Raw genomic sequence first — 26,470 nt, 5'->3', positions numbered from 1 at the left:
ACTGTCACACTCCTTCTAACAATTGATAATCATTCTCAATCATGGAAAAGAGAAAAACGGGTTGCCCCGTTCTTTCTCCTGCTCTTCATCTGGTCACTTCAATAAGACGTCTTCCAGTTCTGTTAATCCTTTTTGGCGTTCGATTGGATCCCAGAAGCCCCACGTCGTCGACAATTGGTGGACTTGATCTTGTTTAACTGCTGTCAGCCCTTTCCAGACCTTGCCGTTCGTCACTTCATCATAGTACGGTCCACTGTTGAAGTACGACAGATCAATGATGTGGTCGGGATTATATTTCGCTAGTCCTTCGATCGAAATGTTTTCCCCAAAGTCTTTTGGCAGACCTTTCGTCGGTGTCAGTCCGATATCATCAAACAACAGCGAGTTCGTCGCGTGGTTCGTCAGACCGTAGACCCGAATATCTTTTTTGTTGACCGAGACCGCCATGAAGGTCTCGTCCTTAACGTTTTCCTTGATCCGTTGACCGATGTCTTTTGCTTCTTTCGCTAAGTCATCGATGACTGCTTGTCCTTCTTCTTTCTTGTTGACCGCTTCCGCGACTTTCAGATGATCCTCTTTCCAGTCACCACCTACCTCGACGGCGACCGTCGGGATCGTTTTCGACAGTTTGTCATACAGCGGTTTATACCGGTCACTGATGATCAACAAGTCCGGATCCAGTTTGACGATTTCTTCCGGATTGATTTCGTCCGCGTACGGCAACGCCTTCGTCCCTTTGAGTTCTTTCGTCAAGTGTGGTGGAAACTCATTATCGTACGCCATCACGGCATACGGTTTGACACCGACGGAGACGAGCGATCCTTCCCACGAGACGTGCGACAGGACAACCACTTTTTTCGGATCATTCGGAACTTCCGTCTTTCCAAAAATATGTTCAACGGTGTGGACGGCGGCTGCTTTTTTTGTCGGTTGTTCGCTTGTCTCGCCTCCACAGGCGGCTAATACAACACACGTCGCGAGGACGGATGTGACACTGATGATTTTTTTCATGTGGTTCTTTTCCCCTCTCACTCTCGTTCTTCACTAGTAATGATAATCATTATCACTAAAGAGCGACATGGACGAACCGATCAACTTTCATGGACAAATCAAGCGTGGTTCCTTTTCGATGTACTCTAACAATTGCTTCAGCATATGGGTGCGTCCGAGTGGTCCCCACGGATCCCAATCAACGCTGTCCGGATAATAGACTTGATGACGCTGGACCGCCTGCAAAGTTTGCCACAACTCTTCTTGCTGAATCCGCTCGACATCAACCGGTTGACTCCATAAGATCAGCAGGTTTTCCGGATTGACTCGTTGTAACGTCTCCAGCGTGACGATTTCATAAATGGCTTCCGGTAATCCCGGTGCCGGTGTCAGACCCAAATCCTGAAATAAAAAATCGAGCATCGTATGTTGCTTCGTCCCGTATAACCGCACCTCGTCCGGTCGAATCCAGACGACAGTCCATGTACCGGTCTTGTTCCACACCAAACGTTCCTTGACCGTTTGTTCGAGCGTTGTAATCTGCGCAACGATCGGCTCAATCCGGCCTTCCCGATTCGTTGCGGCAGCAATCAGTCGGAGATACTCACTCCAACAGGTTTGATGCGGCAGTTCAAGGACATGATCCGCCGGCAACCAGCTGATATCCTGCCCCTTTTCTAAACTCGGTGTCTTGATAATCAAATCGAGTGCCGTCGTCTCGAACCATTCCCGTTCAAGCGGTTGATTGGCGTCGTACAACCGGGTTCCGTCCAGTCCGGTCAAGAACACAGGTAATCCGCTTGCTCCGTATTCCGTCGGATAACTCGGTGCGAGGATCGGTTGCAGACCAAGTGCCAAGAGATGATCCTGCAACAAAAGCCGGCTGGCAATGCCGATCCGGGGCGTAATCCGTTGTAAAAAATGGGTCGGCGACAAGCCGGTCCGTTTTTTGAAGAGGCGGCTGAAGTAAAATTCGTCCTGCAGCCCTACTTTTTGTGCGATTTGCGCCAACGTCATCTCGTGTGAAGCGAGCATCCACTCCTTTGCCGTGCGGATCCGCAGTTGCGTCACGTATTCTTTTGGTGTTGCGTGATACCGCTCTTTGAACAGCCGGTTAAATGTCGGTACCGACATTCCGAGATCAAGCGCCAGCTCATGGACGGACCGTTGCATCGACAAGTCCTTCAGCCACGAAGCGACCACTTCCTCAAACACATGATTCTCCTGTTCGCGGTTCAATGTCTCAAGCAATTGATACAGAATTCGTAGTTGAGTCAACCCTTCCTGTTCCGAAGTCGGGCTGACCTGGAGTTGCCGCAACCAGTCATGCAGGATGTCTGCATCTTGTCGGTACAGCGCGCACCGGTGTCCCGTCAACGTCAGGTGATAGAACAAACAGGTCTCTTTTGCAGTTGGTAACACCTCGTCGATTTGTTCGATCCAGACGGCGTCGCCCGGGTATAACCGGTGCCGATTGCTGTATAAAAATCCGCTCCCCGCAACGACGATGACCAGTCCCGGCTTGACTGATCGCCGGTCGCCTTCAAGCAACCAGTGCTTCTTGATTGGTAACGGTTTGATCTGTAACTCCATCCTGCCCACTCCCTAAAAAAACATTTGACAAAAAATTGGTCTTCGATGTACGTTTAATCGCGTTGATAATGAATCTGATTCTCAATTAAAAAGGAGAGACGTCTATGACTACATCCGTTCGACCACGCTCGATCCTGACGATTGTTGTTCTCACGATTGGACTGCTCACGCTACTCAGTACACTGTCCTTGTTTTATGGTGCCGTGCCGATTTCCCGGGCGACCGTCCTCGCCTCGTTTCATGCCTTTGACGCCGGTAATCTGCAGCATCAGCTCGTTCAAGAAGTCCGACTTCCGCGTCTGATTTGCGCCGGGCTTGTCGGTATTGCTCTGGCGCTGTCAGGGACAATGATGCAGGGGTTGACAAGGAATGCGCTGGCTGATCCCTCCCTGCTTGGCATCACCCACGGAGCAGGACTTGGAGTCGCCTTGTCGCTGGCCTTTGTCTCGGAGCATTCATTTGTGACTTCGCTTGCCTTTTCGTTTGGCGGCGCTGCACTTGGGACAACCGTCATTCTGCTGATCACGGTGTTTGCCCGCGGCCGCTTTTCACCGGTCACGTTGACCGTAGCCGGTGCGGCCCTGAGTGCTTTATTCAGCGCCTTGTCGACCGGCATCACTCTGTTTCACCAAGTCGCCCAAGATCTCAGCTTTTGGTATGCCGGCGGGTTATCCGGGGCAAAATGGGCGCACGTGTTGGTCTTGCTCCCGGTCGTCCTGCTTGGACTCCTCATTTCCTTACATATCGCCCGTAGCATGACCGTCCTCTCGCTCGGAGAAGATGTTGCGACTGGGCTCGGTTCCTCGTTGACAAAAGTCCGGCTGCTGGGATTTTGCAGCATCGTCTTGCTTGCCGGTGTTGCCGTGTCGGTCGCTGGCGTCATCGGCTTTGTCGGCTTGATTATTCCCCATATCAGCCGCTTTTTGGTCGGGACGAACTATTACCTGTTGTTGCCGGTCAGCGCTTTGTTCGGCATGACGCTTTTGATCGCTTCCGATTTGCTGGCGCGCATGATCAATCCGCCGTTCGAAACACCGCTTGGAGCCGTCACCGCCTTGGTCGGGGTCCCCTACTTCCTTTATCTCGCCCGCCGAAAGGAGTTGTCCGTCTGATGGATGTCTGGCATGCCGTAAAACAGGCGCGATTGACGCTGTTTTGTTTATGTAGTCTGCTCATTTTGACATTCGTGTACAGTCTGTCGACCGGGATTCTTCCCGTTTCGTTTGAGGCGATCGGCCGAACGTTGATCGGACAAGGAACGGAAGCGGAACGGTTGATTCTCATCGATCTCCGGCTACCGCGGATGCTTCTCGCCTTGTTGATTGGTGCCGGACTGGCTGTCTCCGGGACATTACTTCAAGGGATGTCACGCAATGCCCTCGCCGATCCCGGCATTCTCGGAATCAATGCCGGTGCCGGACTGTCCGTCGTCTTGACGCTGTTTTTCTTTCGCTCCGCTACACATCAACTTCCGGTTCTGCCGTTCGTCGCTTTTTTCGGTGCGACGCTTGTCGCCTGGACGATTTACCGATTGGCGGGAAAAGCGGTCCAACCGGGACGTCTGTTGTTGGTTGGCGTCGGAATCAACGCCCTGTGCGGTGCCCTCTTGATCATTTTTCAGTTGAAGATGGATCCGCGCGATTTCCAGCAGGCGACGGTCTGGTTGACCGGAAGCATCTGGCAGGCGGATTGGTCATCCGTCTTGACGCTTGCCCCTTGGATCATCTGTTTGGTGCCGCTTGCCTTTTTACACAGCCGGTCGTTGAATCTGTTGCAACTGAGCGGCTCGCTCCCACAGACGTTAGGACTCCGAGTCGAACAGACACGGAAACGAATCTTGTTGATCGCTGCCGCACTTGCCGGTTCCTGTGTCGCTGCCGGTGGCGGAATTTCCTTTATCGGATTGCTCGCCCCGCATATCGCCCGGCGCCTCGTCGGACCGAATCATTACAGTCTGATTCCAGTCGCCGCCCTGCTCGGCAGCCTGCTCGTGTTGCTCGCCGACTTAATCGGAAAAAACCTGCTTGCTCCGGCCGACATTCCGGTCGGGATTGTCATCGCAATTCTTGGAGCACCTTATTTCATCGTATTATTGTTCCGAAAATGAAGGCAGACCGATTCGCCGCAAGTGGACGGATCGGTCTTTTTCTCAGCGTTTGCCTTTTTGACCCAGCACCTCGTAATACTTCTGGTCACTTCCTAAAATAAACGAAGGTGTCGGTTGACCACGACGCGCGCGGTGACCTGCAAGATGGACGTCACTCGTCTCCCACGTTTTCCAGTCCTGTTCCGATTCCCAGCGAATCAAGACGATGACTTCTTCCTCGCCCCGCGTTCGCTTTTTTTGCAGGACACTGAGATCGATGAAGCCGGGTTGTTGTTCGATGATGCCTTCGCCTGCGAACCGTTCAATCATTGACTCGGCATGACCGGTTTCCACCCGGATTGTTTTAAGTTGAATAAACAGAAAAACCACTCCTCTTTAATTGATAATGACTCTCATTTGCAATACTACTATATCATCGATCCTGTTCCCTTTGTCAATACCATTCCAATTTGTTTCCATCGATGATGATTGGGCAGACAGCAAAAAAGCTGCCTCGATTCGAGATCGAAACAGCTTTAACGCTATACACTTTAGGTGTTACTTAAGCAACGCGTGATTGTTCCGTACGGTCGGCTGTTTTCCGCCCGAATAATCCGCCTAAGACGGCACCGATGATGGCGGGTACGACCCAACCGAGCCCAACGGAGAAAAACGGCAACACGTTTTCAAACACGCGCAAGACCGGTCCGACCGGTGCTTCTGCCGCCTTCAATCCATCAAACAGACTGACGGCAAATGTCAGCCACATCGCTCCTTGATAGACAGCCGGTTTTCCTTTAAAAACAGAATGTAAAAACGTCAAGAAAATCAGACAGATTGCCAGTGGATAAAGTGTCAGCAGAACCGGTTTTGAAATCGCGATCAACTGTGTCAGACCGATGTTGGCAACGAGCGCGCTGAAGATCGACAGTCCAATCGTCCACTTGACGTATGAAATCCGTGGCAACAAGAGGGAGAAGAATGACGCACAGGCAGTGATCAGCCCGACACTTGTCGTCAGACACGCAACCGTGATCATCAAACCGAGCAAGATCGAACCGTACGAACCGAAATAATAATCGGAGACGGCAGACAAGATTTCCGCTCCGTTCTTCAACGGACCGATTTTGGCGACACTGGAAGCCCCCATGAACGCAAGGGCCGAATAGGTGACGGCCAACAAACTTGCCGCAATCAAGGCTGCTTTCGAACAGATGATGAGCAATTGTTTTTTCGACGTGACCCCTTTTTCCTTGATTGCCGAGATGATGATGATACCGAAGACAAAGGCACCTAGGGCATCAAGCGTCAGATACCCTTCCTGAAATCCATTAAAAAAGGCGTTGTGTTGATACGTCGTCAAAGGATTCTGAAAACTTCCGATTGGCTTGATGACGGCAACGAGGATCAACAATCCGATGAATGTAATCTTGATCGGCGTCAAAATCTTTCCGACGACATCAACGATTTTTGTCGGATTCAACGACAAGAGACAGGCAAGCGTATAAAACAGAATCGAAAAGATCAATAGTGGTGTTGAGGAAGCCAACTCTCCGAAGAATGGTTTGATCCCGATTTCATAAGAAACGGTTCCGGCGCGCGGAATCGCAAAAAACGGACCAATCGCTAAGTACAAGATGATGGCAAAAACAAGACCGAAGACCGGGTGGACCCGTGACGCCATCGCCCGTAAATCCGCTTCACCGGAATAGGCGAACGCTAGGATCGCAAGTAACGGTAAACCGACGCCTGTGACAAGGAACCCGGCATTGGCGACCCAGACTTGCTCCCCTGCCATCTGACCGAGCATCGGTGGAAAAATCAGATTGCCCGCTCCGAAAAACAAGGCAAACAGCATCATACCAATAACGACAATAAAGGATGTTGGAACTGTTTTAGACATAAGAAACCCCCACGATTTAGTTACGACCTGATTGTTTTGATCCATCAATCAGGTACTTCGTTCGAAAGGATAACATAGGTCTGTGACCTCGTGCTAGGAGTTTATCTGGTGAATATTCTGACATTTCTCAAAAAACCTTGCTGTTTCACCCTTTTCTAAAATAATGATCGCTGATCTGCTCGATTGATGTAATCGGTAACATAAGTTCATCTGACTCAGTTCAGAAAAGAGGAACCTTTTATCCTCAATCGACTCATGGATAATTGTGGTATATTTGGTTAAAAGGAGGGTTTCAAATGAAACGATTGTTGATTGGCATGACGGTAGCATGTCTGCTTGCCGGCTGTTCCAGCACGCCGGAAGCCGAAAAAGTAAAACCACCGGGACTGACCTTCAAGCAAGATGAACAGACGATTAAAATCATTCCGCTCTACGACGAATATCAATCGTACGTCGATGCAACGTTAAAAGAGCCAACCGAGAATGGGGCACTATTTGAAAAACATGTTTTGGCTGCGAAAAACAAATGGGTCGAAAAAGAAAAACTGACAGATACCTACACAGACCGACGTATTTATGAAATTCCAACCGACAACGTCGAAGAACTGAACAAAACGATTTCCTACTTAAAAAAACACCAAGATTCCATTCATCAACAGATTAAAAAAAGCCTTCAGACCTCAATCAAAGCACTGCCGAGAACAGAGAAGCTGACGGTCTTCGTCGCGCCTTACAATGTCCATAACGCAGCCGATATTCAACGCTTCGGCGGCGTCAGCGGTTTCGCCTCCGGAAAAAACATGTTCACCCTTTACTTAGCAAAAGATTTTTCAAAAGATACACTGGCGAATGCTGTCGCCCACGAATACCACCATACCGTTGCTTTTGAAAGCATCACGCACGACTCGATGTTCAACAGTATCATGTTGGAAGGTGAAGCGGACATGTTTGCTGCACAGGTTTATCCAAAAGGTAAAACGGAAGCGACCGAACCGTTGCTTGATCATACGTTAGAAAATCTATTAACACATGTCAATAATAACGCTGTGACCGAGGAAGATTTACGGTTTGGAAACTATGGCAAACAAATTCCTCCGCTTGCAAAATATTCGCTCGGCTTTATGATCATGACTGATTTCATTCAAAAAAATCCAGATGTTCCCGTCGCCCAGTGGACCCAGATGCCGCCGGCTGATATTTTAGAAAAAACCGATTATACGAAAAAATTAACGATCCGGTAAGCAGCATCCGGACAGAATGAGGATAAAAAAACCACGAGTTGTGTACCTTTTAACAGATACGCAACTCGTGGTTTTGATATTTTCAGTTGTTCACTCATTTAAAGGCCGGAATCGCCGTTTCATCATAATTGTCTTCGAGGAACTTTTTAACTTCCGGACTTGTCATCGCTTTCGCAAGCTTCTGAATCGCTTCTGAATCCTGATTGTCCTCACGGGCAACGAGCGTGATCGCAAAGTCATTTTCGACACCTTCTGTGACGAGCGCATCCTGTTTCGGCGTCAGACCAAGCGGTGAAGCATAGGCCGGCGTCATGATGACCGCATCTGCATCGTCATAAAGACGGGCCAGCATCAGTAAATCTACTTCCTTGAATTTAAAATCACGTTTGTTTTCCGTGATGTCTTTCATCGTGTAATACGGACCGGTTTTCTTTTTCAACTGAATCGCATCATGTTGGGCAAGTAAAGCTAGCGAGCGGTCGATGTTCGAGACATCGTTCGCGATTGCGATGACGGCACCTTTCGGCAATTGGTCCAGCTTTTTGTATTCTTTCGAATAAAGACCGTAGTTCGCGAAGTAGATCGGTTCAATCGGGACGAGTTTGGCATCGTTGTTCCGGTTAAACTCTTCCATGTACGGGACGTGTTGGAAGAAGTTCGCATCCACTTCTTTTGCCGCCAGCGCACTGTTCGGTTGAACGTTATCACTCAAGACAACGACTTCCAGGTTAATGCCCTCTTCTTTTAATTGGGGTTTAACGAGATCTAGAATTTCTGTCATCGGTTTGATCAATGATGCAACTTTTAACGTCTCCGTTTTTTCCGTCGAACCTTGTTCGTCGTTCTTTTCCGCGTTCCCGCATCCGGCTAATGCCAGGACAAATACGCTGAGTAATACCATGATTTTTTTCATTTGAATTCCTACTTTCGGTTAACGTTTATCGAGCAAGCGTGCTACGGTCGTCCCGGCAAACTGAATCATTTGCACCAGGATGACCATAATTAAAATCATATACAGCATCAATTCTGTCTGAAACTGCTGGTAGCCGTACCGGACAGCAAAGTCACCGATTCCTCCGCCCCCGACAACCCCCATGATGGTCGAATAGGAGATGAAGCTGACGATTGACGTCGTCAGACCCAGAACAAGGCCGGACCGGGCTTCGACGAATAAAAACTTCATCACGACGGCTCGTGTCGAAGCCCCCATCGAGACCGCAGCCTCGATGATTCCTTTCGGGACATCCAGCAACGATTGCTCGACGAGGCGCGAATAATGGGCGATGGCGATGATGGCAAGCGGTACCGTTGCTGCCGCCGTCCCGATCGCTGTTCCGATGATGAGACGCGTAAACGGAATCAAGAAGACGACGAGCAACAAGAACGGAAACGAGCGGATCGTATTGACCAACAGATTTAAAGCCGAAAACAACCAGCGATTCGCCAGCAACTGATCCTTTCGTGATAAGAACAGCAAGGTGCCGAGCGGAAGTCCGAGCAGAATCGCAGCAAGAATCGACACGCCGACCATCACGAACGTTTGTCCGATGGCCAGCCGGATTTCTGCGGCATAAGTAATCAAGATCTCAGGCATGCGTCTCCCCCCGTTCGGTCAATTGGGTCAGGAACCAGCCGGCATCACTTTCGATCTCGGTCACTCCGGTCGGTTCCGTCGCAACCGTCTTGCGAATCCGTCCGTCTTCCATGATCGTGACCCGGCGGCAAATGCTCTGAATCACATTCATTTCATGGCTGACTATGACAATCGTGACGCCTAACGTTTGATTGATCGTTTGCAGGACCCGTAAAATTTCCGACGTCGTGCTCGGATCAAGCGACGAGGTCGGTTCGTCACAAAGAAGAACACGCGGCCGGTTCGCGAGCGCCCGGGCAATCGCAACACGCTGTTTCTGACCACCACTCAACTCAGCCGGATACTTGCCGGAAAAATTGGCCAAGCCGACAAACTGCAGACATTCCTCGATCCGGGCAATACGGTCTTTCTTTTTAACACCGGCCAGATCAAGCGAGACGGCGATGTTCTGTTCGACGGTCTTGTTTGCAACGAGATGAAAATCCTGAAAAATCATGCCCATCTCTTGCCGGACATTCCGGAGCTTTTGTTTCGGCAAAGTCGTCAAGTCGGTCCCGTCAAACTCGACGATCCCCGCATCCGGTCGTTCGAGCAGATTCATCAGTCGCAACAGTGTTGATTTGCCGGCTCCGCTTGCTCCGATGACTCCATGAATCTCTCCCTGCTCAATCGAGAGGGTGACGGACTGAATAACGGGTTGTTTGGAAAAACTTTTATCGACGTTTCGTAATGAAATCATGTGGCACCCTCCCCTTACAACGTGTTTCATTTTACCGTAAGCTGTCCATTTTTGTCATGTTGAATGCTTTTTTTCTTTCCCGCGTCATTTCATTAATTAAGTAAATTAAAAAAAGAAAAAGACCTAGGTGGTTGTCTGAAGATCAGGCATCCACTTAGGCTTTTGTGTAGTTGATTAACTACAAAACTCGATTGTTTTTAGGATCGGGTTATACTATTTACTAAGTCTTGTAGACTTTCCTCAATGGTCAAACAATCAATTAAAACAGCGTGAACAACTACATCATCATCACTTTTGAAATCAATACATTTTTTCGAATGAAACTGATCAGTCATAGGATACAAAAGATAAATTTCATTACTTTTATATTTTTTAGCATAAGCATACATTTGATACATATCACTTTGTGATATCCCATAATTTTTTAACTTTGGATTTAATCTTTTCCACTTTGTATCTAAAATAATATGACGTTTTTTTTCAGAATCCCTTAGTATGATATCCGGTTTTAATTTGAATTGTTCCTCAAATAAAAACTTGACGGGTTTTTGTAGTGTAACCTCCCAATTACTTGGAGTCATTTGCTGAATTTGATATCCTACATAGTTTTCAAAAATTTGCTCCATTGGAAATAACAAAGATTGTATGCCCACATTTCCAGTAAAACTGGTGATATTTTGATCTTTTAAGAATACCCTTGACCAATCCAGTGCTTTTTTATAGTGAGTCATGTTGCGTTCTAATCGATGGCTCTGGAAATCTTTATCAATATTTTTGGAAGGCTCGATTACTTCAAAATAACTTAGTAAACGTTTAATTTCTTTTTTGTTACTATCATGTCGGGCCATATGACTCAACTTAAGTAACGTCGACTTGATTAATCGATTTTCAGGTCGATTCAATCCGAATTCATCATACACCACATAGAAGCGTTCTTTATGAATGAAATTGTGTTGCAATTGCTTTGAGAAATTCATTTTCCCTTTAAAAATTCTTACATTGTCTTCAGTTTCATAATACGCGGATTGAAGGCCCTTCTTTACCAGCACTATTAACTCTTGTAGATACAACTTAATAAAAATTTCAAACAAAGGCATTTTTAGAGTAGATAGGTTGGTTTCGCTGAAGGTCTTGCTCGGAAAATCACGTAAAGTCTTTAACATTTTCATTAAAATCTGTTTAGATTCTTCTTCAGATGCCGCTCTAGAAGCATTATGGATTTTAGGTAAAATTTGTATCTGATTTCCGCTAGGCAATTGAAGAACACCTACATAGTTTTTAGCTCTGATGATTTTTCCCATCGGTTTTTTGGCGGACAATGACAAAAAATCAATCGCTAAATTGTGTTGCGTTTCCTGCATTTCTAAGATCAATGTTTCTAATTCTTTAAACATTTCCTTATTAATCGAATGTTTTCCACCACCTACCGCAATTGTGTCATATTCAATGATTTGAATCGTTTGAGGTTTAATCATTAGTCGAACCATAAATTTGAATATAACTCTCTTCGTGATCCAAAGCTTTTAGGTTGATTTGATAATGCTCGTCCGAAAAATCTAAATCATTCTTAGCAAACAATCCGTGAGGGAGAGATTGCTTTTGAATGATTTGATGTTTTTTATCTTTAACTAAATCATTCAAAATCAGTTGGATTTTACCAAAATCTTCATAAAAATATTCTTGCAGTAACGGAATGATTTTATTTTCAAAAATTCGTTTTAATTGATCTATGGAGGTATTGTCTTGAAGGTCCATGAAGTATGCATGACCAATCGTATGCTCTCGGTCATAGAGTACTTCGATGCGTTGATTCATTACTTTCAGCATATTTTTTAAATTGATTTTTCCAATTGTACAGTTTTCTAGCTTATTTTCATCAGGCAATTGTTCAATGAATTGGAATCTTCTGCGTAACGCCGTATCCATAAGCGCAATCGAACGATCGGCAGTATTCATTGTACCAACGACATAAACATTTTTAGGAACCCCGAACTCTTTCTTTGAATAGGGTAAAGTAACCGTTAATTCTTCTTTTTCCCCAAGACGTTTAGATGTTTCCAATAACGTGATCAACTCGCCTAATATCTTTGATATGTTCCCCCGATTGATTTCATCAATGATAAAAACATGTGGTTTTTCGTTGAGATTGACTTGAAGTTTGGTCTCACCCTCTGTGACCATCGACTGCAACAGATGAACTACCTGATGCGTTGAAATTCGATTGAGTCGATAGATTGTCTTTTGCGTTAAATTAGTCTGATGGTTGAGTTCGAAGATATCTTCTGAGATATCTGTAACCAACCATTTTACGTTACGACTTCTTTTATAATTTGCTTCTTCAGATAACCAAGAAGCGTCTCCGGTAATAATACCAATAGCATCAATATGTGTACTGTCTTTTAGTGAGAATACAATATCTCCAATTTTCATATTTTCATAAAAATCTTGTAATGTGCTCAATACTGCACTGTTTGGAATTTGATTTCTTATGAACGGATCTTGTCCAAAATCATCCCATCCAATCCGGATACGTTGTTTTTCAAAACAATCACTCTTCAAGACATTATTTCCTGAGCGTCCTAGCGAAACTTTCCATACAGCCGCATTTTCTTTGATTTCAGTTTCCGCTCCATCTTGAACTAACTGCGTTTTACCTGCCAATTCACAAAACTCTTTGAATACACCTTGTTCGATGGCATATTTGATTTGTCCGTCTTCATCAACAGTTGGTTTAATCCCTTCAATGAATTCTTCATAACCATAGGACTGGTGAAACGTTGTAAAGGCAATTTGGTTTTGGGCTTTATATGAATCAAATCTTTTTTTTACTTCACTGTAAGATTCGTCTATTAATTCATTAATAGTCTTATCTTCAATGATCGAAACGGCATATAAAATTGTATGATATGTTTTACCTGTACCAGGTGGACCATGTAAAATCATGTTTTTTTCTCGATATAACTGTGTTCTTGAGACGGGTTTTACTTTTTTATCTAACAGAGTACTTGCTACTTCTTCTACTGTTATAGTGTTACTTATAATACTATTGTAAGCTTTCATTACTTTACTAAATGCTGTATCGAGTACTTTCAAAATTTCTAAATCAGACCAACTTCCCGCTGAAATTTCTTCTTCTTTCAAGATATACATTAATTCAACTAATTCATATTCGTCAGCTAATAATTTCTTTTTTACCTCATCCAAACTTTCATTCGAGATAATTTTGTCTCTACTATTTTTAGGAGTAACTCTGTAGAAAAAATGAGAATCTGTTCGTAAATCCATATCAAGAAACTGATGATGTTGTTGTAGGACTGTCAGCTTAGGATTTCGAGCATAATAATCTAATACTATACACAGTTCTACTTGTTCTCGTTCTTGTATTAAAAGTGTAACGCTTGTAGGAAACTCTTCATGTTCTTCATTTTTTAATTGATTCCAAATTTTTTCACGCACTTTTTTTCCACTAGCGTATAACCATCGAGAGTTATTTTTATTTTTCAATCCATATTTCTCAAAGTAATCTGCTAGTTTATTCAGGTTACCAATAGCCTCTTCACCACTTCTATATATTTCTAATGATCTCTCTTTGTCTTCACCTTGAAGTTCATCAGGATTACGGCAGTCTTTGCCTGCATACATCTTGATATGCTGAATCATTTTTGAAAAATTAATTGAGGTCATTGATATACTTCCCTTCTATCACTGATTATTTGATATTTTAAATCTCTAAAAATATTTTAACTAAGGGCAATAACACATAAATTGTATCATATTTCCATATAAACGAATGTTCATTCAATTAAATTACAATATAAAAACGCAATCCGGATTTTTGAATCCGAATTACGTAATTGTTTTTTATCCTTCGTATTTCTTGACGATCGTCGCAATCCCTTGACCGCCACCGATGCAGAGTGTCGCAAGACCATGGCTTTCGCCGGTCCGTAACATCTCGTGTATCAACGTCACCATGATCCGTGTTCCGCTGGCGCCGATCGGGTGACCGAGGGCAATCGCCCCGCCGTTTCGGTTCAACTTCGCCGGATCAAATCGGAGTTCTGCGTCGACTGCAAGCGACTGGGCGGCAAATGCTTCGTTTGCTTCGATGACGTCGATCGCGTCCAGGCTCAGACCGGCTTTTTGCAACGCTTGTCCGACCGCTTTGACGGGACCGATCCCCATGATACTCGGATCGACGCCGGATGTTCCGTTGGCAACGATCTCGACGAGCGGTGTCAGCCCAAGTTCTTTTGCCTTTCGGGCCGACATGACAACGACTGCTGCCGCTCCGTCATTAATCCCGGATGCATTGCCGGCTGTGACCGTACCGCCTTTCTTAAAGGCCGGACGCAAGCGTGCGAGTGACTCCGCTGTCGTTCCGGCACGCGGGAACTCATCTTCGGCGAAGACAACCGGATCACCTTTGCGCTGTGGAATTTCAACCGGTGTGATTTCCGCTTGGAAACGATCCGCTTCAATGGCTTGGCTTGCTTTTTGTTGACTGGTCGCTGCAAACTGGTCTTGCGCCTCCCGGGAAATCGTATATTGCTCGGCTAAATTTTCCGCTGTGATGCCCATGTGGTAGTCGTTAAAGGCACACTCCAGACCGTCCTTGATGATCGTATCGACAAGCGGCTGGTCACCCATCCGTAAGCCGGTCCGGGCTCCGCTTAACACATACGGTGCCTGACTCATGTTTTCCATCCCGCCGGCGACGATGATCTCCGCCTCGCCTGACTTGATTGCTTGAAACGCGAGGTGAATCGCCTTTAACCCCGAACCACAGACTTTATTGATCGTCATCGCCGGGACCGATTCCGGGAGACCGGCGATGAGACTCGCCTGCCGTGCCGGATTTTGTCCGAGTCCCGCCTGCAGGACGTTGCCCATGATGACTTCCTCGACGAGCGCTGGTGCGACATTCGCCTGTGCGAGTGCCGCTTCGATGACCGTTGCGCCAAGTTTTGTTGCCGGAACATCCTTTAAACTGCCGTTAAAACTGCCGATTGCCGTACGTGTCGCACTGACGATGACCACTTGCTCACTCATCCTGACTTCCCCCTTATTGAATCGTATATCCGCCGTCTAAGACATTGGCTTGTCCCGTGATGCCTTTCGCTTTTCGACTGGCGAGGAATAAGGCATAGTCAGCAATTTCCTCGACCGCAAGCAACCGCTTTTGCGGAACGAGCGGATAGATCACGTCTTCGAGGACCTTTTCCAGTTCGACCTGGCGTGTCTTCGCAAGATCCGCCATCTGATTGCGGACGAGCGGCGTGTCGACGTAGCCCGGACATAAGGCATTGACCGTGATCCCGTGTTCCGCCCCTTCGAGTGCCGCCACTTTCGTTAAGCCGAGGAGTCCGTGTTTCGCGGAATTGTAGGCCGCTTTTCCGGCAAAGCCGATCAGCCCGTTGATTGATGCCATGTTGATGATCCGACCGTATCCTTGTTCCTTCATGATCGGGAAAACATGCTTGATGGCCATAAAGGGTGCCGTCAACATGATTTTGATCATCAACTCAAACTTCTCCGTCGGAAAATCTTCGATGGGTGAGACATGTTGCAGACCGGCGTTGTTGATCAATACATCAATCCGACCGTACTCTTTCATCGTTTCGGCAAACACAGACTGGACTTGGGTTTCATCCGTCACGTTCAGCGTCAGACCAATCACGTCATGTCCCGCTTCCTGCAACGTCTGGGCTGCTGTTTGTGCCGCTTCTGTGTTGACGTCCGTAATGACGACCTTCGCTCCTGCTTCTGCGAACGCCTTTGAGATTTCAAGACCAATCCCGCTTCCTGCTCCCGTCACAAGGACGATATCTCCGTTGACCATCTGACTCACTCCCCTACTGGCATACGTTCAAGTTCCGGGCTGACCGTGAAGTTCGCTTCCGTCACGGCACGGATGTCTTCGACCGTCAGTCCGGCGAGCGTCTCGATCAAGACCATTCCGGCATCCGTGAAATCAAAAACAGCTTTGTCGGTGATCAACCGGTGGACGACTTGACTCCCCGTCAACGGTAATGTACAGCTCGACTTCACTTTCGATTCGCCGTACTTATTGACGTGCTCCATGATGATGACGACCCGTTTCGCTCCGTTGACGAGATCCATCGCTCCGCCCATTCCTTTGACCATCTTGCCGGGAATCATCCAGTTCGCGAGGTCCCCGTTTTCAGCGACTTCCATCCCGCCTAAAATCGCGAGGTCGATATGACCACCGCGGATCATCGCAAACGATTCGGCACTGTCGAAATAGGACGCGCCTTTTTGTGCCGTGACGGTCTCTTTGCCGGCATTGATTTCGTCGGCATCGACTTCGTGTTCGAGCGGATACGGTCCGATGCCGAGCAAGCCGTTTTCCGATTGCAGCATGACGTGCCGATCATTTGGAATCGCATTGGCGATCAGTGTCGGAATACCAATGCCGAGATTGACGTACATCCCGTCCTCGATTTCCTGCAGTGCACGATTGATGATGATTTCTCTAGACGTTGCCATAGTATCTCCCCCTTATGCTTCCCGGACTGTCCGGCGTTCGATGCGTTTCTCATAGTCCGTCCCGACGATGATGCGCTGGACGTAAACCGCTGGTGTATGAATCTCGTTTGGATCCAGTTCACCGACTTCAACCAGTTCTTCGACCTCGACGATTGTCACTTTCCCGGCCGTCGCGACCAGTGGATTGAAGTTGCGTGACGTTTTACGGAAGACAAGATTGCCGAGTTTATCCGCTTTCCAGGCTTTGACGAGTGCAAAATCACCGACAATCCCTTCTTCAAGCAAATACGTTTTCCCGTCGAATTGTTTTTGTTCCTTGCCTTCCGCAATCGGTGTTCCGACACCGGTCGGCGTATAAAAGCCGGGAATGCCCGCGCCGCCGGCTCGAATCCGCTCCGCCAGTGTCCCCTGCGGTACGAGATCGACTTCAATCTCGCCACTTAAATACTGTTGCTCAAATGTCTTGTTTTCCCCGACGTACGACGAGACCATCTTCTTGATCTGGCGTGATTGTAATAAGATGCCGAGTCCGAAATCGTCGACACCACAGTTGTTGCTGACGACCGTCAACTCCTTGACGCCTTGTTCCTGTAAGGCGGCAATTGATTTTTCCGGAATTCCGCACAGACCGAACCCGCCGACGACGAGCGTCGCCCCGTCAAAAATATCTGCTGTCGCTTCCGTAAATGAATCGTAGATTTTCCGCTGTTGCATCGTTCATTTCCCCCTTTATACGTACAGATGTTTAATAAAGACCCGTCAGGTTATATAGACCAATCATCAAGAAGACCGTTACTGTCTTTAAAATCGTGATCATAAAGATGTCACGATACGACTGACGGTGCGTCAACCCGGTGACGGCAAGCAAGGTGATAACGGCCCCGTTGTGCGGGAGCGTATCCATTCCGCCGGACGCCATCGAGATGACCCGGTGCATGACTTCCGGCGGGACACCGCCTGATGTGATCGCTTGCGTATACTTATCTGACATTGCACTGAGCGCGATGCCCATGCCGCCGGATGCTGAACCGGTCACACCGGCAAGTGCCGTCGTCGTAACCGCGCCGTTGACAAGTGGATCGGTGAACGTCGACGAGATCCCGCTTGAGACGGTTTTGAAGCCCGGTAAGGCGGCGATGACGCCACCAAATCCGTACTCGGCTCCCGTATTCATGACGGCAAGTAAGGCACCGCCGATACTGACGTTCAGACCGGCTTGGAAATTCGTCCGGACTTTTTTGAAATCATATAACATCGCCGAGATGATACCGATGATCAAGGCCATCTGGACCGACCAGATCGCGAGTACGGCCGGCGTCTCGATTTTGCCGAAGGCTTCCAGACCAATCGCCGCAAAGTCAAAGCCTTCCGGATACCAGTTTGGAATCGCGAGCGTAAAGTACTTGTTCATGACGGCGACTAAAATCAACGGTACAAAGGCCAACACTTGACGGTAAACCGGCTGTTGTGCCGTCTCAAGTGTCAATTCCGGCTCGTTTTTTAACTCCATCTGCGGGGCGGTGCTGGCTGCCGTCGCTTCAAATCCGGCGTAGCCTTCCCCTTCCTGATGGGCTTTACGTTTACGCGATTCGAGATACATCATCCCGACGGTCAGGATGATCAGTCCGCCGACCGTCCCCATGATTGGAGCGGCATAGATGTCTGTTTTGAAGAACGTCGTCGGAATGACGTTTTGAATTTGTGGTGTCCCCGGCAAGGCATCCATCGTGAACGTAAACGCTCCGAGCGCGATCGTTCCCGGAATCAATCGTTTCGGGATGTTCGCTTCGCGGAACAAGTTTGCTGCAAACGGATAGACAGCGAAGACGACGACGAACAGGCTGACACCGCTGTACGTCAAGATCGCTCCGAGCAGGACGATGGCCAGAATCGCCCGCTTGGCGCCGATGATCCGAATGATCGTCTTCGCGATCGATTCGGCAATCCCCGACATCTCAACGACTTTCCCGAAGATGGCTCCGAGTAAGAAGACCGGGAAGTAAGCTTTGATGAAGCCGACCATCTTCTCCATGAAGATATTCGAGAAGAACGGCAGGACCCAGTCCGGATTCGTTAACAGAACCGCGAACAGCGCACAGATCGGGGCAAACAAGATGACTGAAAACCCTCGGTACGCCACGAACATGAGTAAAGATAAGGCAAGAAGAATGATGATCAGTTCCATGGTGGATCTCCTTTTAATTTTTAGTAAGCGCTTTCAATTGCTTCTTCCCCATTTAACAATTGAATCGGAGAACGGTCAATTAAAATTCATCAACCTATAAGTACAGCTTATAGTCTCTATAACTTCACATTATAGACACATTTTTACTTTTTGATGCTTCTCGGAGAAATCTTTTGAATGAACAGGACTTTTTGCATACGTTAGCGTATTCTAACGTATAGAAGGAATTGTTGATGAAAGTAAGGTGAATCGGTGTGAAATCGATCTTGTACGACGTGCTCCATAACCTGACTTTATTGATGAGCGGGTTTTATCTGCTCGGAAAACTATCGCCACACCCGATTACCGTCGACTCCAAACGGTCGGTCCGGATTTTATACGGACTCAGTTTAAGTATCCTGTCGCTTCTCTTGATGCAGTTGACGATCGAACCGGTTCCGGGTGTCCTCGTCGATTTACGGCATATTCCGGTCATCGTCGCCGCTTATTTCGCCGGTCCGCTGCCGACCTGTATCGTGACAATCGTCATTATCGTCTACCGGTTCAGTGTTAACACGAATGCGGCGGCTTTTGCAGCCTGTCTGTTCATTTTACTGATTGCCGGCGGGACGTCGCTGATCGTCAGGTGGTTGCCGCTCTACTCCCGAAAAACGTTTACGGTCGTTACGGTGTATGCGACCGTCCTGCATGGACTCGTCTTGACGTATGTCTTGTTCGATACCGGGCTCATCCTCGACATTTTAAGTGTCGTTCTCCCGGCGTCATTTGCCAGCAGTTGGCTTGCCCTTGTCATCATCCGGGATATTCGGCTGACGAAACACGCGATGCAGACCTTGCAACAGACGGCACGACGTGATTTTTTAACGGGACTCCATAATTTCCGTGCCTTTACCGATCACTTGGAAGACTTAAAACAGCAAACGATCCTCCATTCACGGGAAGTCGCTTTGATTACGGTCGACATTGATCATTTTAAACAGATCAACGATACGTATGGTCATGAGGCGGGCGACGAGGTTTTACGGCAGTTTGCGAAACGGCTGCAGGACGGGGTGACGGATTCCGGTTATGTCTCCCGAAACGGCGGTGAAGAATTTTCGATTCTCGTTGAACGATTAACGGTCGTCAAAGTGTTGGCACTCGCAGAACAGTTGCGGGAACGGATCGCTGCTGCTCCGTTCGTGTTGTCCTCGGGCATGCTGCTCCACTTGACGGCGTCGTTCGGCGTCGCCAGTTTTCCGGAAACGACCGGACAGATTCAACATATCGTGACCGATGCCGACGCCGCTCTTTACCAATCCAAACAAAACGGTCGGAATCGCGTCACCCTGTTTTCGCTTCAAGAAGAAGTCGCATCGGCCCGTCACTCCGATTAGGGATGGACGAATCCGGTAAAATCGGCTACGTTTGATAGTGAGGTAGGTGAGTGTTATGAAATTGGCAAAAGGACCGTATATTTTAATTGGTCTTGTGCTCGGTCTCCTGTTCGGCTTCATCGGGGATAATTTTTATCTGTATGTCTCGGCCGGTATTTTAGTCGGTGCGATGCTTGAAGGTTATGTCTCGTGGCAACAACGGAAAGAACAAAAAAAATCAAATCATTCCTAAGGGGGAATCAGTGTGGGCTTCAGTGAACTATTTTTATCAACGCTCGCGTATATTGGTGTCGCGACGCTCCTGCTTGCAATCGGGGTCGTCCTGTTTGAAGTGACGACCAAATCAAAAGAGATGGAACTGATCCGTCAAGGAAAAAAAGCGGCCGTCTATGCATTCGGCGGACGGATCCTTGGTCTTGCGATCGTGCTGTACTCAAGCATCACGAACTCGGTCAGCATTCTCGACATGGTCTTGTGGGGAGCACTTGCGATCGTTTTCCAAATCGTTTTGTTCTACCTGGCTGATTTAATCATTCCGCGTCTCAGCATGACAAAAGAGATTGATGCCAACAACGAAGCCGTCGGTTTACTGCTTCTGTTCCTTTCGATTTCAATCGGATTGATCATCGCCGGTTCCCTTACATATTAAAAAAAATGCCAGCATCCCGGACGTCGGAGTGCTGGCATTTTTCATTTTTCCAAGTCTTCGAGTTCTTTTTGGGAGCGGGGATAGCCGTTTGCCTGCCACTCCGCCCGGTAAATCGAATCGAGTTTCGTCAAGCCGACTTCATCCGGATCCTTATCGGCATCTGGACTCAAATCCTGATCGAGATGCGTTAAATACTCTTTTAACGCATCCGGTTCCCTCTTGTCCTTGTTCTTCAGCAAAAGCAGACCGGTACCCGCCAAAACGCTTGCTCCGAACACATACCGTTTTCGTAATCGCATCGGTTCCCCTTCTTTCTATCAAGACACAGCTTAGACAAGTCCTCCCCCGTCCCGGAGGTTCGGGTGGGCCAACTGTCGGACTTTTCCCTGTTCGACGGTCAGGACGTGATCCGGTTGCCGTTCGAAATAACCGGTTTCGAGCACCCCCGTCAAACTTTTTAGTTCCTGGGCAAAATGACGGACATCCTGAACCCGCTCGAGATCCACATCCAGAATCAAATGTCCGCCATCTGTCACGAACGGTTGACCGTCGTGTTCCCGCAATGTCACGTCCAGCTGCTTGTCCCGCAGATAACGCTCGACATACGGTCTCGCAAACGCATCGATTTCGACCGGTAACGGTCCGGTCAAGTGGTGCACGAATTTCGAGGCGTCCGCTAAGTAGAGGATTTCCCGGCTCATCAGCGCGACGACTTTTTCCCGGAATAACGCGCCGCCCCCGCCCTTGAGCACTCGGAACCGTGGATCGATCTGATCGATGCCGTCGATGACGAGATCGATATGGGTTGCTTCTTCGAGTGACAGGAGGGGAATGTTCAATCGTTTCGCTTGTTCAACCGTCTCGTTGGATGTTGCGACCCCTTGCACCTCGCCGCCCGCTTTGACCCATTCACCCAAGGCATCGATGAAACTTCGGGTCGTCGAACCGGTCCCGAGACCAAGGATCATCCCGTTCTTGACCTGCTTGATTGCCGCTTCCGCCAGCATCTTCTTCTCTTGCTCATACATCAGTACCCCTCCTTCGTTAGTTATCTATTCCCGGTTGACGCGGACTTCAATCGACGAGTCCTGCCGTCTCCTGCAGATAGAGCTCGATTGCTGAACGAAGCGGTTCGAGTGCGTCTTGCCAAAAAGCGACCGCATCCGGTTCTCCGTTCAGGTACTGTTCCATCAGCTCTTCGATCGAAGCCCGGCCCGATGCCCGTAACAGCGGTTCAAATTGATCACTGAACGCCGCTTTGGATTGTTTGACTGTCGAGTACAACTGATTGCTCAACAAGTAGCCGATCGTATAGGGAATGTTGTAAAATGCCTTGCCCGTATCATAAAAATGACTAACATAGATCCATTTAAACGGAGCCGCCTCGTCCAACAGATTCCCGTAAAAGCCGGCTTCCTCCTCCTGCATCAAGGCTGCGATCCGTGCGCTCGAGACCGGTCCCTGCTTCCGCTCGGAATAAAAACGTTGCTCAAATCGGAACATGTTCGGCACAATCCCGACGTATTTTAAACCTTCGTTGATTTTGGTCTCAAGCATCGCCACTTTTTCTTCACCTGCCGATTGTTCGATGACGGCGTCGAGCACCAGATTTTCCATGAACGTCGATGCGGTCTCGGCGATACTCGTCCCTTTGATTTGCTCGAGGAACGGCAGGTCATGTAACAGTGAATTATGATAGGCATGCCCGATTTCATGGGCAAGCGTGACGACATCCTGATATGCCTCGCGGTACGTCATGAAGATGCGGCTCTCTTTAAGGACCGGAAAGGAGGCACAAAATCCCCCTTCCGCCTTATTGGTCCGGTTTTCGGCATCGACCCACCCTGCTTCGAATACGTGTTTCGTAAAGGTGCCCAACCGAGGATGCAGTTCTTCAAATTGTTTTAAGATGATTGTTTTTGCTGTTGCATACGAGACAACACGGTCTGACTTGAAGGTATTCGTCTCTAAATCATGCCACTGTGGTTCCGTGATTTGGGCGAGACGCAATTTCCGTTCGTAATACGACTGGAACAACGGACGATGTTGATCAATCGCCGTCAGCATCGCTTCAATCGTCGGTCGTTTGATCCGATTTTGTTCGCAGAGTTCCGTCAAGAGATCATCCCAGCCGCGTTTTGCATAGACCTGTAATCGAAATCCGGCAATCCGGTTCAGAATCATCGCAAAGTCGTCCTGTGCAGCGGCGCAGGTTTTCGCAATAGCGGCGGCTGCCGTTTGACGGTCAATCCGTGTCGTACCGTGGACCGCCTGATGCCAGGCTTGTCCGATCGTCACCGTTGCTCCATTCAAGGGTAGTCGTAATCCGGTCAAACGTTGTTCATACAGCTGTTCCCAGGCAGAAAATCCGTCGATTGCCAATGCCTGAATCAACTGTTCCTGCTCTGCCGGCAGACGCCGTTCCATGATGGCACGGCGTTCCGTCAGGTAATAGGACGCCTCTTTGTGCTGTAACACTGTCCACTCGTCGTTTGACAATGTCCGCAGTCGTTCCTCGAAGAGGGTTTCGCCCGTCTGAAGACTTGCTTGCAACGTATCCGTCTGCTCGAGCAGATCAAGCACCTCTTGACGCGACACGTCCTCTGCGTACAGGCAATAGACAAAATCACTGAGCTCCTCGACCTGACACATGAGCTGCTCAAGTGTCATTAGTTGCGACCGAATCGGTGCTTCGACGGTTTGGAACCGGTCAAGTTCCTGCTGTAACGACTCTAACTTTTGTTTGATTTCTTCCGTTGTGTAGCTGGCGTCCAGCTGCCAACGCGATGTCATGATTGACATACCCATTCCTCCTTTTCAGCCTTTTCTGTCCTTCCCTCCATTCGTTTCCGTTTAAGACAAGTCCTGTTTTTCTAGTTATTTCCACAAAAAAACATCCTTTCGCTTGATGGAAAGGATGTCGGAACCATTAAATGACGAAGAAATAGACGCAGAGGAAATGAGCAAGACTTCCAAGTAACACGAACACGTGGAAAATCTCATGGAAACCAAGATGCTTAAACGACAGAACGTTTGGTTTCAAACCGTAGATGACTCCACCAATCGTATAGAAAATACCCCCGAGGAACAGAAGCGCGATTCCCATCGGTGACAAGACGGCTGCGAGCGGTGTGATCGCAAAGACCATGATCCAGCCCATCCCGATGTAAAGTGTCGTCGACAACCAGCGCGGGCTGTTGAACCAGACCAGTTTAAAGGTAATTCCGAAGACGGCAATCAGCATGACGATACTGAACATGACCCACCCCGTCGGTCCGTTCAGACTGATCAGACAAAACGGCGCGTAGGATCCGGCGATCAACAAATAGATCATCGAGTGATCCAGTCGTCTCCAGGTCGCAATCGCCCGGTCACTCGCCAGCACCATATGATAGGTTGCCGAGACGGAATAGAGTGCCATCATACTGACACCAAAGATGATGGTAGCAACGATCGGCAAGCCGGCGCCTCGTTCCAGTGATGCTTTAATGACCAGTGCCAGCAATCCGATGAAGGCGAAGACTGCTCCCCCGAGATGGGTCAAGCCGTTGATTGGTTCTCTCATGTACGTTCTCATAATTTCCCTCCGTTGTTATGTAGTTTTTAATACTACATGGCGTTATATGAACATTCTATCATACACTAGAGAAATAGGAAGTCATTCCGGACTATTTTTTTTTGGAGGTTTTTTTATGACACAAGCAGATCAACCGAAACCAATACTCGATCGACAATTGGAACTCACGGATATTCCGAACATCGATCTCTACATGGATCAAGTCATCCAACTGTTTGAACGGACATTCGAGGAGACGACCCGCGCAAAAGGCGAGACGATTCTGACGAAGACGATGATCAACAATTATGCCAAAAAGAAACTGTTTTTCCCGGTGACGAATAAGAAATACACGAAAGACCATCTCATCTTGATCAGTCTGATCTATCAGCTCAAAGGAACCTTTTCAATCAACGACATCAAAACGATTCTGACGGATTTAAATACGGGGGTCACCAGTCAGTCAATCGATCTTGAAGCGTTTTATCAGTCCTATCTCGACACGACGGCTGCTAATCAGATCCGATTTGAAGCACAACAGCAACTCCCGGACGAATCGGATCATCTCGAGCAGTTGCAGCTGATTTTATCACTTGCCCATATGAGTAACTTGTATCGCCGGGCAGCCGAACGGTTAATTGATCAATTAGAAGATTAACTTTCTGAGTCATCTCATGGTAAAATAGGGAAAATGAAGAGCGAGGTGGATCAGATGGAGATCGGGCAACGTTTTTTGGCGCAACTGGAAGAAACCGGACAGTATTTCGTGAACTATCAGGATGGCATTTTGATTGAACTGGCGTTTGATGCGACTGTTGGAAAACAGTCACCGGCATTCTCTGATCTTGAACACACGGCGGCCTATCTCGAGGAACATCTTCGTTCCCATCAGACGCAGGCCCTGTTGCTCGCTTCAAAGATTCATGCCTATGATGCTTCTCCCGTCGAACGGATTACGCAAATGATCTCCATCCACAGTTTTTTTTCAACACACCGTCTCGTCCACCCGCTGAATGCCTATTCCACCGCCTTGTTGATCAGCCGATTGGAAGCGACGGATCCACAGTTGCAACGGACAGTCGAACTGTATCAGCTTGCCAAAAAATCTCATCGCTTCATCGTCTCCCCGCTTCTCGTGTCGTTTTTGTTCCTGAACGCCTTGCGTCGCGGAGAGATGTCGATGATTCATGCACGGATCGAGGCGACGTATGACATTCTGAAAAAACGATTTGGCCGTTCGCAGCAAACGTACGTCACCGCCCTGCTGCTCGCGTTGTTACCGGAGGACGATCAGGCGACGTATATCGAACAGGTCGTTCAGTCGCGAAACCTGTACCGGAAACACGGCATTCCCTTGTCGTTTCACGGTTTACTCGCCTTACTCGGTGACCCGAGGGTGCACCAAACGGCGTTAGAGGGGTTGGCGGCCCAGTTCCGGAACACGCCTCACTTCAAGTACCGGAAGGATCTGGTGTTTCTGACGGCTGTCCGGCTGTACTTGGCCGATCATCCGACGCTGCACCAGCTGTTTGCACCGTTCTCCCCTTCTACACTCGACGATACGTCCAGCTTGTTGCCGGTTTATCTGTTTCCGGTCGATCTGACCGATACATCCCATGCGACGGACGGTGGTATGGCGGACGGCGGATTTGACGGGGGTGACGGCGGCGGGGGTGATTAATCGATTGTCAGGTAAAAAAACACCTTCCTGCATAAGCAGGAGGTGTCAGACTGAAGACAAAGTAGTGGTTTTTCTCTTGATTGAGAAGAACCGCTTTTTGTTCGCTTCGAATCGTTTTCCTGGGACAAGCATCGCGCCGCATCGCTTCGCTGCTGGGTCGCTCCTGCTTGTTTTTCCCTAGGAAGCGATTACGAGAGAACAAACGCTTTTTCTTTCATACTTCCGGGTATAAAACTAGCTTAGACATTCGAAAGAGGAGGACTCATTATGATGGGAAAAAGAGACCAACATCATCGTTCTGAGAACATCACCATCACATTGGAACAATTGGTCCCGCAGGACCATCTCGTTCGAAAAGTGGACCAGG

At 48.2% G+C, this 26,470-nt stretch carries 26 protein-coding genes; 8 read left to right on the top strand and 18 right to left on the bottom strand.

Annotated elements, in window-relative coordinates:
* Positions 1-93: 93 nt before the first annotated feature.
* Both KNP87_RS07265 and KNP87_RS07260 read right to left on the bottom strand, forming a co-directional pair.
* Positions 94-1,011 carry an ABC transporter substrate-binding protein gene (locus tag KNP87_RS07265; RefSeq protein ID WP_214721256.1) on the bottom strand — a complete coding sequence of 306 codons (918 nt, stop codon included), beginning with the start codon at positions 1,009-1,011 and terminating at the stop codon, positions 94-96.
* Between the two features lie 87 nt (positions 1,012-1,098).
* Positions 1,099-2,583: a helix-turn-helix domain-containing protein gene (locus tag KNP87_RS07260; protein ID WP_214721255.1), complete on the bottom strand. Its 1,485-nt coding sequence runs from the start codon at positions 2,581-2,583 to the stop codon at positions 1,099-1,101.
* Positions 2,584-2,687: 104 nt separating this feature from the next.
* Between KNP87_RS07260 and KNP87_RS07255 the strand changes: the two genes are divergently transcribed.
* Both KNP87_RS07255 and KNP87_RS07250 read left to right on the top strand, forming a co-directional pair.
* Complete coding sequence (locus tag KNP87_RS07255) at positions 2,688-3,695, top strand: FecCD family ABC transporter permease (protein WP_214721254.1); 1,008 nt, start codon at positions 2,688-2,690, stop codon at positions 3,693-3,695.
* The gene (locus tag KNP87_RS07250; protein ID WP_214721253.1) at positions 3,695-4,690 is read left to right on the top strand and encodes a FecCD family ABC transporter permease; all 996 of its coding nucleotides are present in this window, start codon (positions 3,695-3,697) and stop codon (positions 4,688-4,690) included. Before KNP87_RS07255 ends, KNP87_RS07250 begins: the two co-directional genes overlap by 1 nt.
* A 42-nt stretch (positions 4,691-4,732) precedes the next feature.
* Here KNP87_RS07250 and KNP87_RS07245 read toward each other — a convergent pair whose 3' ends face one another.
* Both KNP87_RS07245 and brnQ read right to left on the bottom strand, forming a co-directional pair.
* Entirely contained in the window at positions 4,733-5,050 is a 318-nt protein-coding gene (locus KNP87_RS07245; RefSeq protein ID WP_214721443.1) for an antibiotic biosynthesis monooxygenase, read from the bottom strand.
* Between the two features lie 181 nt (positions 5,051-5,231).
* The gene (brnQ, locus tag KNP87_RS07240; protein WP_214721252.1) at positions 5,232-6,572 is read right to left on the bottom strand and encodes a branched-chain amino acid transport system II carrier protein; all 1,341 of its coding nucleotides are present in this window, start codon (positions 6,570-6,572) and stop codon (positions 5,232-5,234) included.
* Between the two features lie 296 nt (positions 6,573-6,868).
* Here brnQ and KNP87_RS07235 point away from each other — a divergent pair, with 296 nt between their 5' ends.
* Positions 6,869-7,813 carry a DUF2268 domain-containing putative Zn-dependent protease gene (locus KNP87_RS07235; protein ID WP_214721251.1) on the top strand — a complete coding sequence of 315 codons (945 nt, stop codon included), beginning with the start codon at positions 6,869-6,871 and terminating at the stop codon, positions 7,811-7,813.
* Positions 7,814-7,907: 94 nt separating this feature from the next.
* Here the strand turns inward: KNP87_RS07235 and KNP87_RS07230 are convergent, their stop codons facing one another.
* The 10 genes from KNP87_RS07230 to KNP87_RS07185 form a co-directional block, all read right to left on the bottom strand.
* Positions 7,908-8,726: a MetQ/NlpA family ABC transporter substrate-binding protein gene (locus KNP87_RS07230; RefSeq protein ID WP_214721250.1), complete on the bottom strand. Its 819-nt coding sequence runs from the start codon at positions 8,724-8,726 to the stop codon at positions 7,908-7,910.
* Positions 8,727-8,744: 18 nt separating this feature from the next.
* The gene (locus KNP87_RS07225; RefSeq protein ID WP_119922619.1) at positions 8,745-9,407 is read right to left on the bottom strand and encodes a methionine ABC transporter permease; all 663 of its coding nucleotides are present in this window, start codon (positions 9,405-9,407) and stop codon (positions 8,745-8,747) included.
* Positions 9,400-10,146 carry a methionine ABC transporter ATP-binding protein gene (locus KNP87_RS07220; RefSeq protein ID WP_214721249.1) on the bottom strand — a complete coding sequence of 249 codons (747 nt, stop codon included), beginning with the start codon at positions 10,144-10,146 and terminating at the stop codon, positions 9,400-9,402. Before KNP87_RS07220 ends, KNP87_RS07225 begins: the two co-directional genes overlap by 8 nt.
* Before the next feature lie 197 nt (positions 10,147-10,343).
* A complete protein-coding gene (locus KNP87_RS07215) occupies positions 10,344-11,621 on the bottom strand; it encodes an McrC family protein (protein WP_214721248.1) in 1,278 nt (425 codons plus the stop codon).
* Complete coding sequence (locus KNP87_RS07210; protein ID WP_214721247.1) at positions 11,614-13,830, bottom strand: AAA family ATPase; 2,217 nt, start codon at positions 13,828-13,830, stop codon at positions 11,614-11,616. The genes KNP87_RS07215 and KNP87_RS07210 overlap by 8 nt, the downstream gene beginning before the upstream one ends.
* Before the next feature lie 177 nt (positions 13,831-14,007).
* On the bottom strand, positions 14,008-15,198 hold the full coding sequence (locus KNP87_RS07205) for an acetyl-CoA C-acetyltransferase (protein ID WP_214721246.1): 1,191 nt from the start codon (positions 15,196-15,198) through the stop codon (positions 14,008-14,010).
* Positions 15,199-15,211: 13 nt separating this feature from the next.
* Positions 15,212-15,988: a 3-hydroxybutyrate dehydrogenase gene (locus tag KNP87_RS07200; RefSeq protein WP_214721245.1), complete on the bottom strand. Its 777-nt coding sequence runs from the start codon at positions 15,986-15,988 to the stop codon at positions 15,212-15,214.
* Between the two features lie 5 nt (positions 15,989-15,993).
* Complete coding sequence (locus KNP87_RS07195) at positions 15,994-16,656, bottom strand: 3-oxoacid CoA-transferase subunit B (protein WP_214721244.1); 663 nt, start codon at positions 16,654-16,656, stop codon at positions 15,994-15,996.
* Positions 16,657-16,668: 12 nt separating this feature from the next.
* Entirely contained in the window at positions 16,669-17,370 is a 702-nt protein-coding gene (locus KNP87_RS07190) for a CoA transferase subunit A (protein WP_214721243.1), read from the bottom strand.
* A gap of 31 nt (positions 17,371-17,401) precedes the next feature.
* Positions 17,402-18,841 carry a GntP family permease gene (locus tag KNP87_RS07185; protein ID WP_214721242.1) on the bottom strand — a complete coding sequence of 480 codons (1,440 nt, stop codon included), beginning with the start codon at positions 18,839-18,841 and terminating at the stop codon, positions 17,402-17,404.
* 254 nt (positions 18,842-19,095) lie between these two features.
* Between KNP87_RS07185 and KNP87_RS07180 the strand changes: the two genes are divergently transcribed.
* The 3 genes from KNP87_RS07180 to KNP87_RS07170 are packed head-to-tail and all read left to right on the top strand — an operon-like array spanning position 19,096 to position 20,866.
* The gene (locus KNP87_RS07180) at positions 19,096-20,217 is read left to right on the top strand and encodes a GGDEF domain-containing protein (protein ID WP_214721241.1); all 1,122 of its coding nucleotides are present in this window, start codon (positions 19,096-19,098) and stop codon (positions 20,215-20,217) included.
* Positions 20,218-20,272: 55 nt separating this feature from the next.
* Positions 20,273-20,449 (top strand): hypothetical protein, encoded by a 177-nt coding sequence (locus KNP87_RS07175; RefSeq protein WP_167331061.1) that lies wholly within the window; start codon positions 20,273-20,275, stop codon positions 20,447-20,449.
* 12 nt (positions 20,450-20,461) lie between these two features.
* Positions 20,462-20,866: a DUF350 domain-containing protein gene (locus tag KNP87_RS07170; protein ID WP_012370068.1), complete on the top strand. Its 405-nt coding sequence runs from the start codon at positions 20,462-20,464 to the stop codon at positions 20,864-20,866.
* A 41-nt stretch (positions 20,867-20,907) separates the two neighbouring features.
* Here the strand turns inward: KNP87_RS07170 and KNP87_RS07165 are convergent, their stop codons facing one another.
* From KNP87_RS07165 to trhA, 4 genes are all read right to left on the bottom strand, one after another.
* Positions 20,908-21,165: a hypothetical protein gene (locus KNP87_RS07165; RefSeq protein ID WP_214721240.1), complete on the bottom strand. Its 258-nt coding sequence runs from the start codon at positions 21,163-21,165 to the stop codon at positions 20,908-20,910.
* A gap of 30 nt (positions 21,166-21,195) precedes the next feature.
* Positions 21,196-21,894: a ribose-5-phosphate isomerase RpiA gene (gene rpiA / locus KNP87_RS07160; RefSeq protein ID WP_012370066.1), complete on the bottom strand. Its 699-nt coding sequence runs from the start codon at positions 21,892-21,894 to the stop codon at positions 21,196-21,198.
* 46 nt (positions 21,895-21,940) lie between these two features.
* Positions 21,941-23,668 (bottom strand): M3 family oligoendopeptidase, encoded by a 1,728-nt coding sequence (locus KNP87_RS07155; RefSeq protein WP_214721239.1) that lies wholly within the window; start codon positions 23,666-23,668, stop codon positions 21,941-21,943.
* A gap of 127 nt (positions 23,669-23,795) precedes the next feature.
* Positions 23,796-24,443 (bottom strand): PAQR family membrane homeostasis protein TrhA, encoded by a 648-nt coding sequence (gene trhA, locus KNP87_RS07150; protein WP_214721238.1) that lies wholly within the window; start codon positions 24,441-24,443, stop codon positions 23,796-23,798.
* Between the two features lie 115 nt (positions 24,444-24,558).
* Here trhA and KNP87_RS07145 point away from each other — a divergent pair, with 115 nt between their 5' ends.
* Both KNP87_RS07145 and KNP87_RS07140 read left to right on the top strand, forming a co-directional pair.
* Positions 24,559-25,080: a DUF1836 domain-containing protein gene (locus KNP87_RS07145; protein WP_214721237.1), complete on the top strand. Its 522-nt coding sequence runs from the start codon at positions 24,559-24,561 to the stop codon at positions 25,078-25,080.
* A 54-nt stretch (positions 25,081-25,134) separates the two neighbouring features.
* The gene (locus tag KNP87_RS07140) at positions 25,135-26,103 is read left to right on the top strand and encodes a DUF4003 family protein (protein WP_214721236.1); all 969 of its coding nucleotides are present in this window, start codon (positions 25,135-25,137) and stop codon (positions 26,101-26,103) included.
* Positions 26,104-26,470: the final 367 nt, after the last annotated feature.

This window comes from Exiguobacterium sp. s192 (genome assembly GCF_018618795.1).
Lineage (GTDB): Bacteria > Bacillota > Bacilli > Exiguobacteriales > Exiguobacteriaceae > Exiguobacterium_A > Exiguobacterium_A undae.
This window is presented reverse-complemented; position numbering and strand designations above follow the sequence as displayed.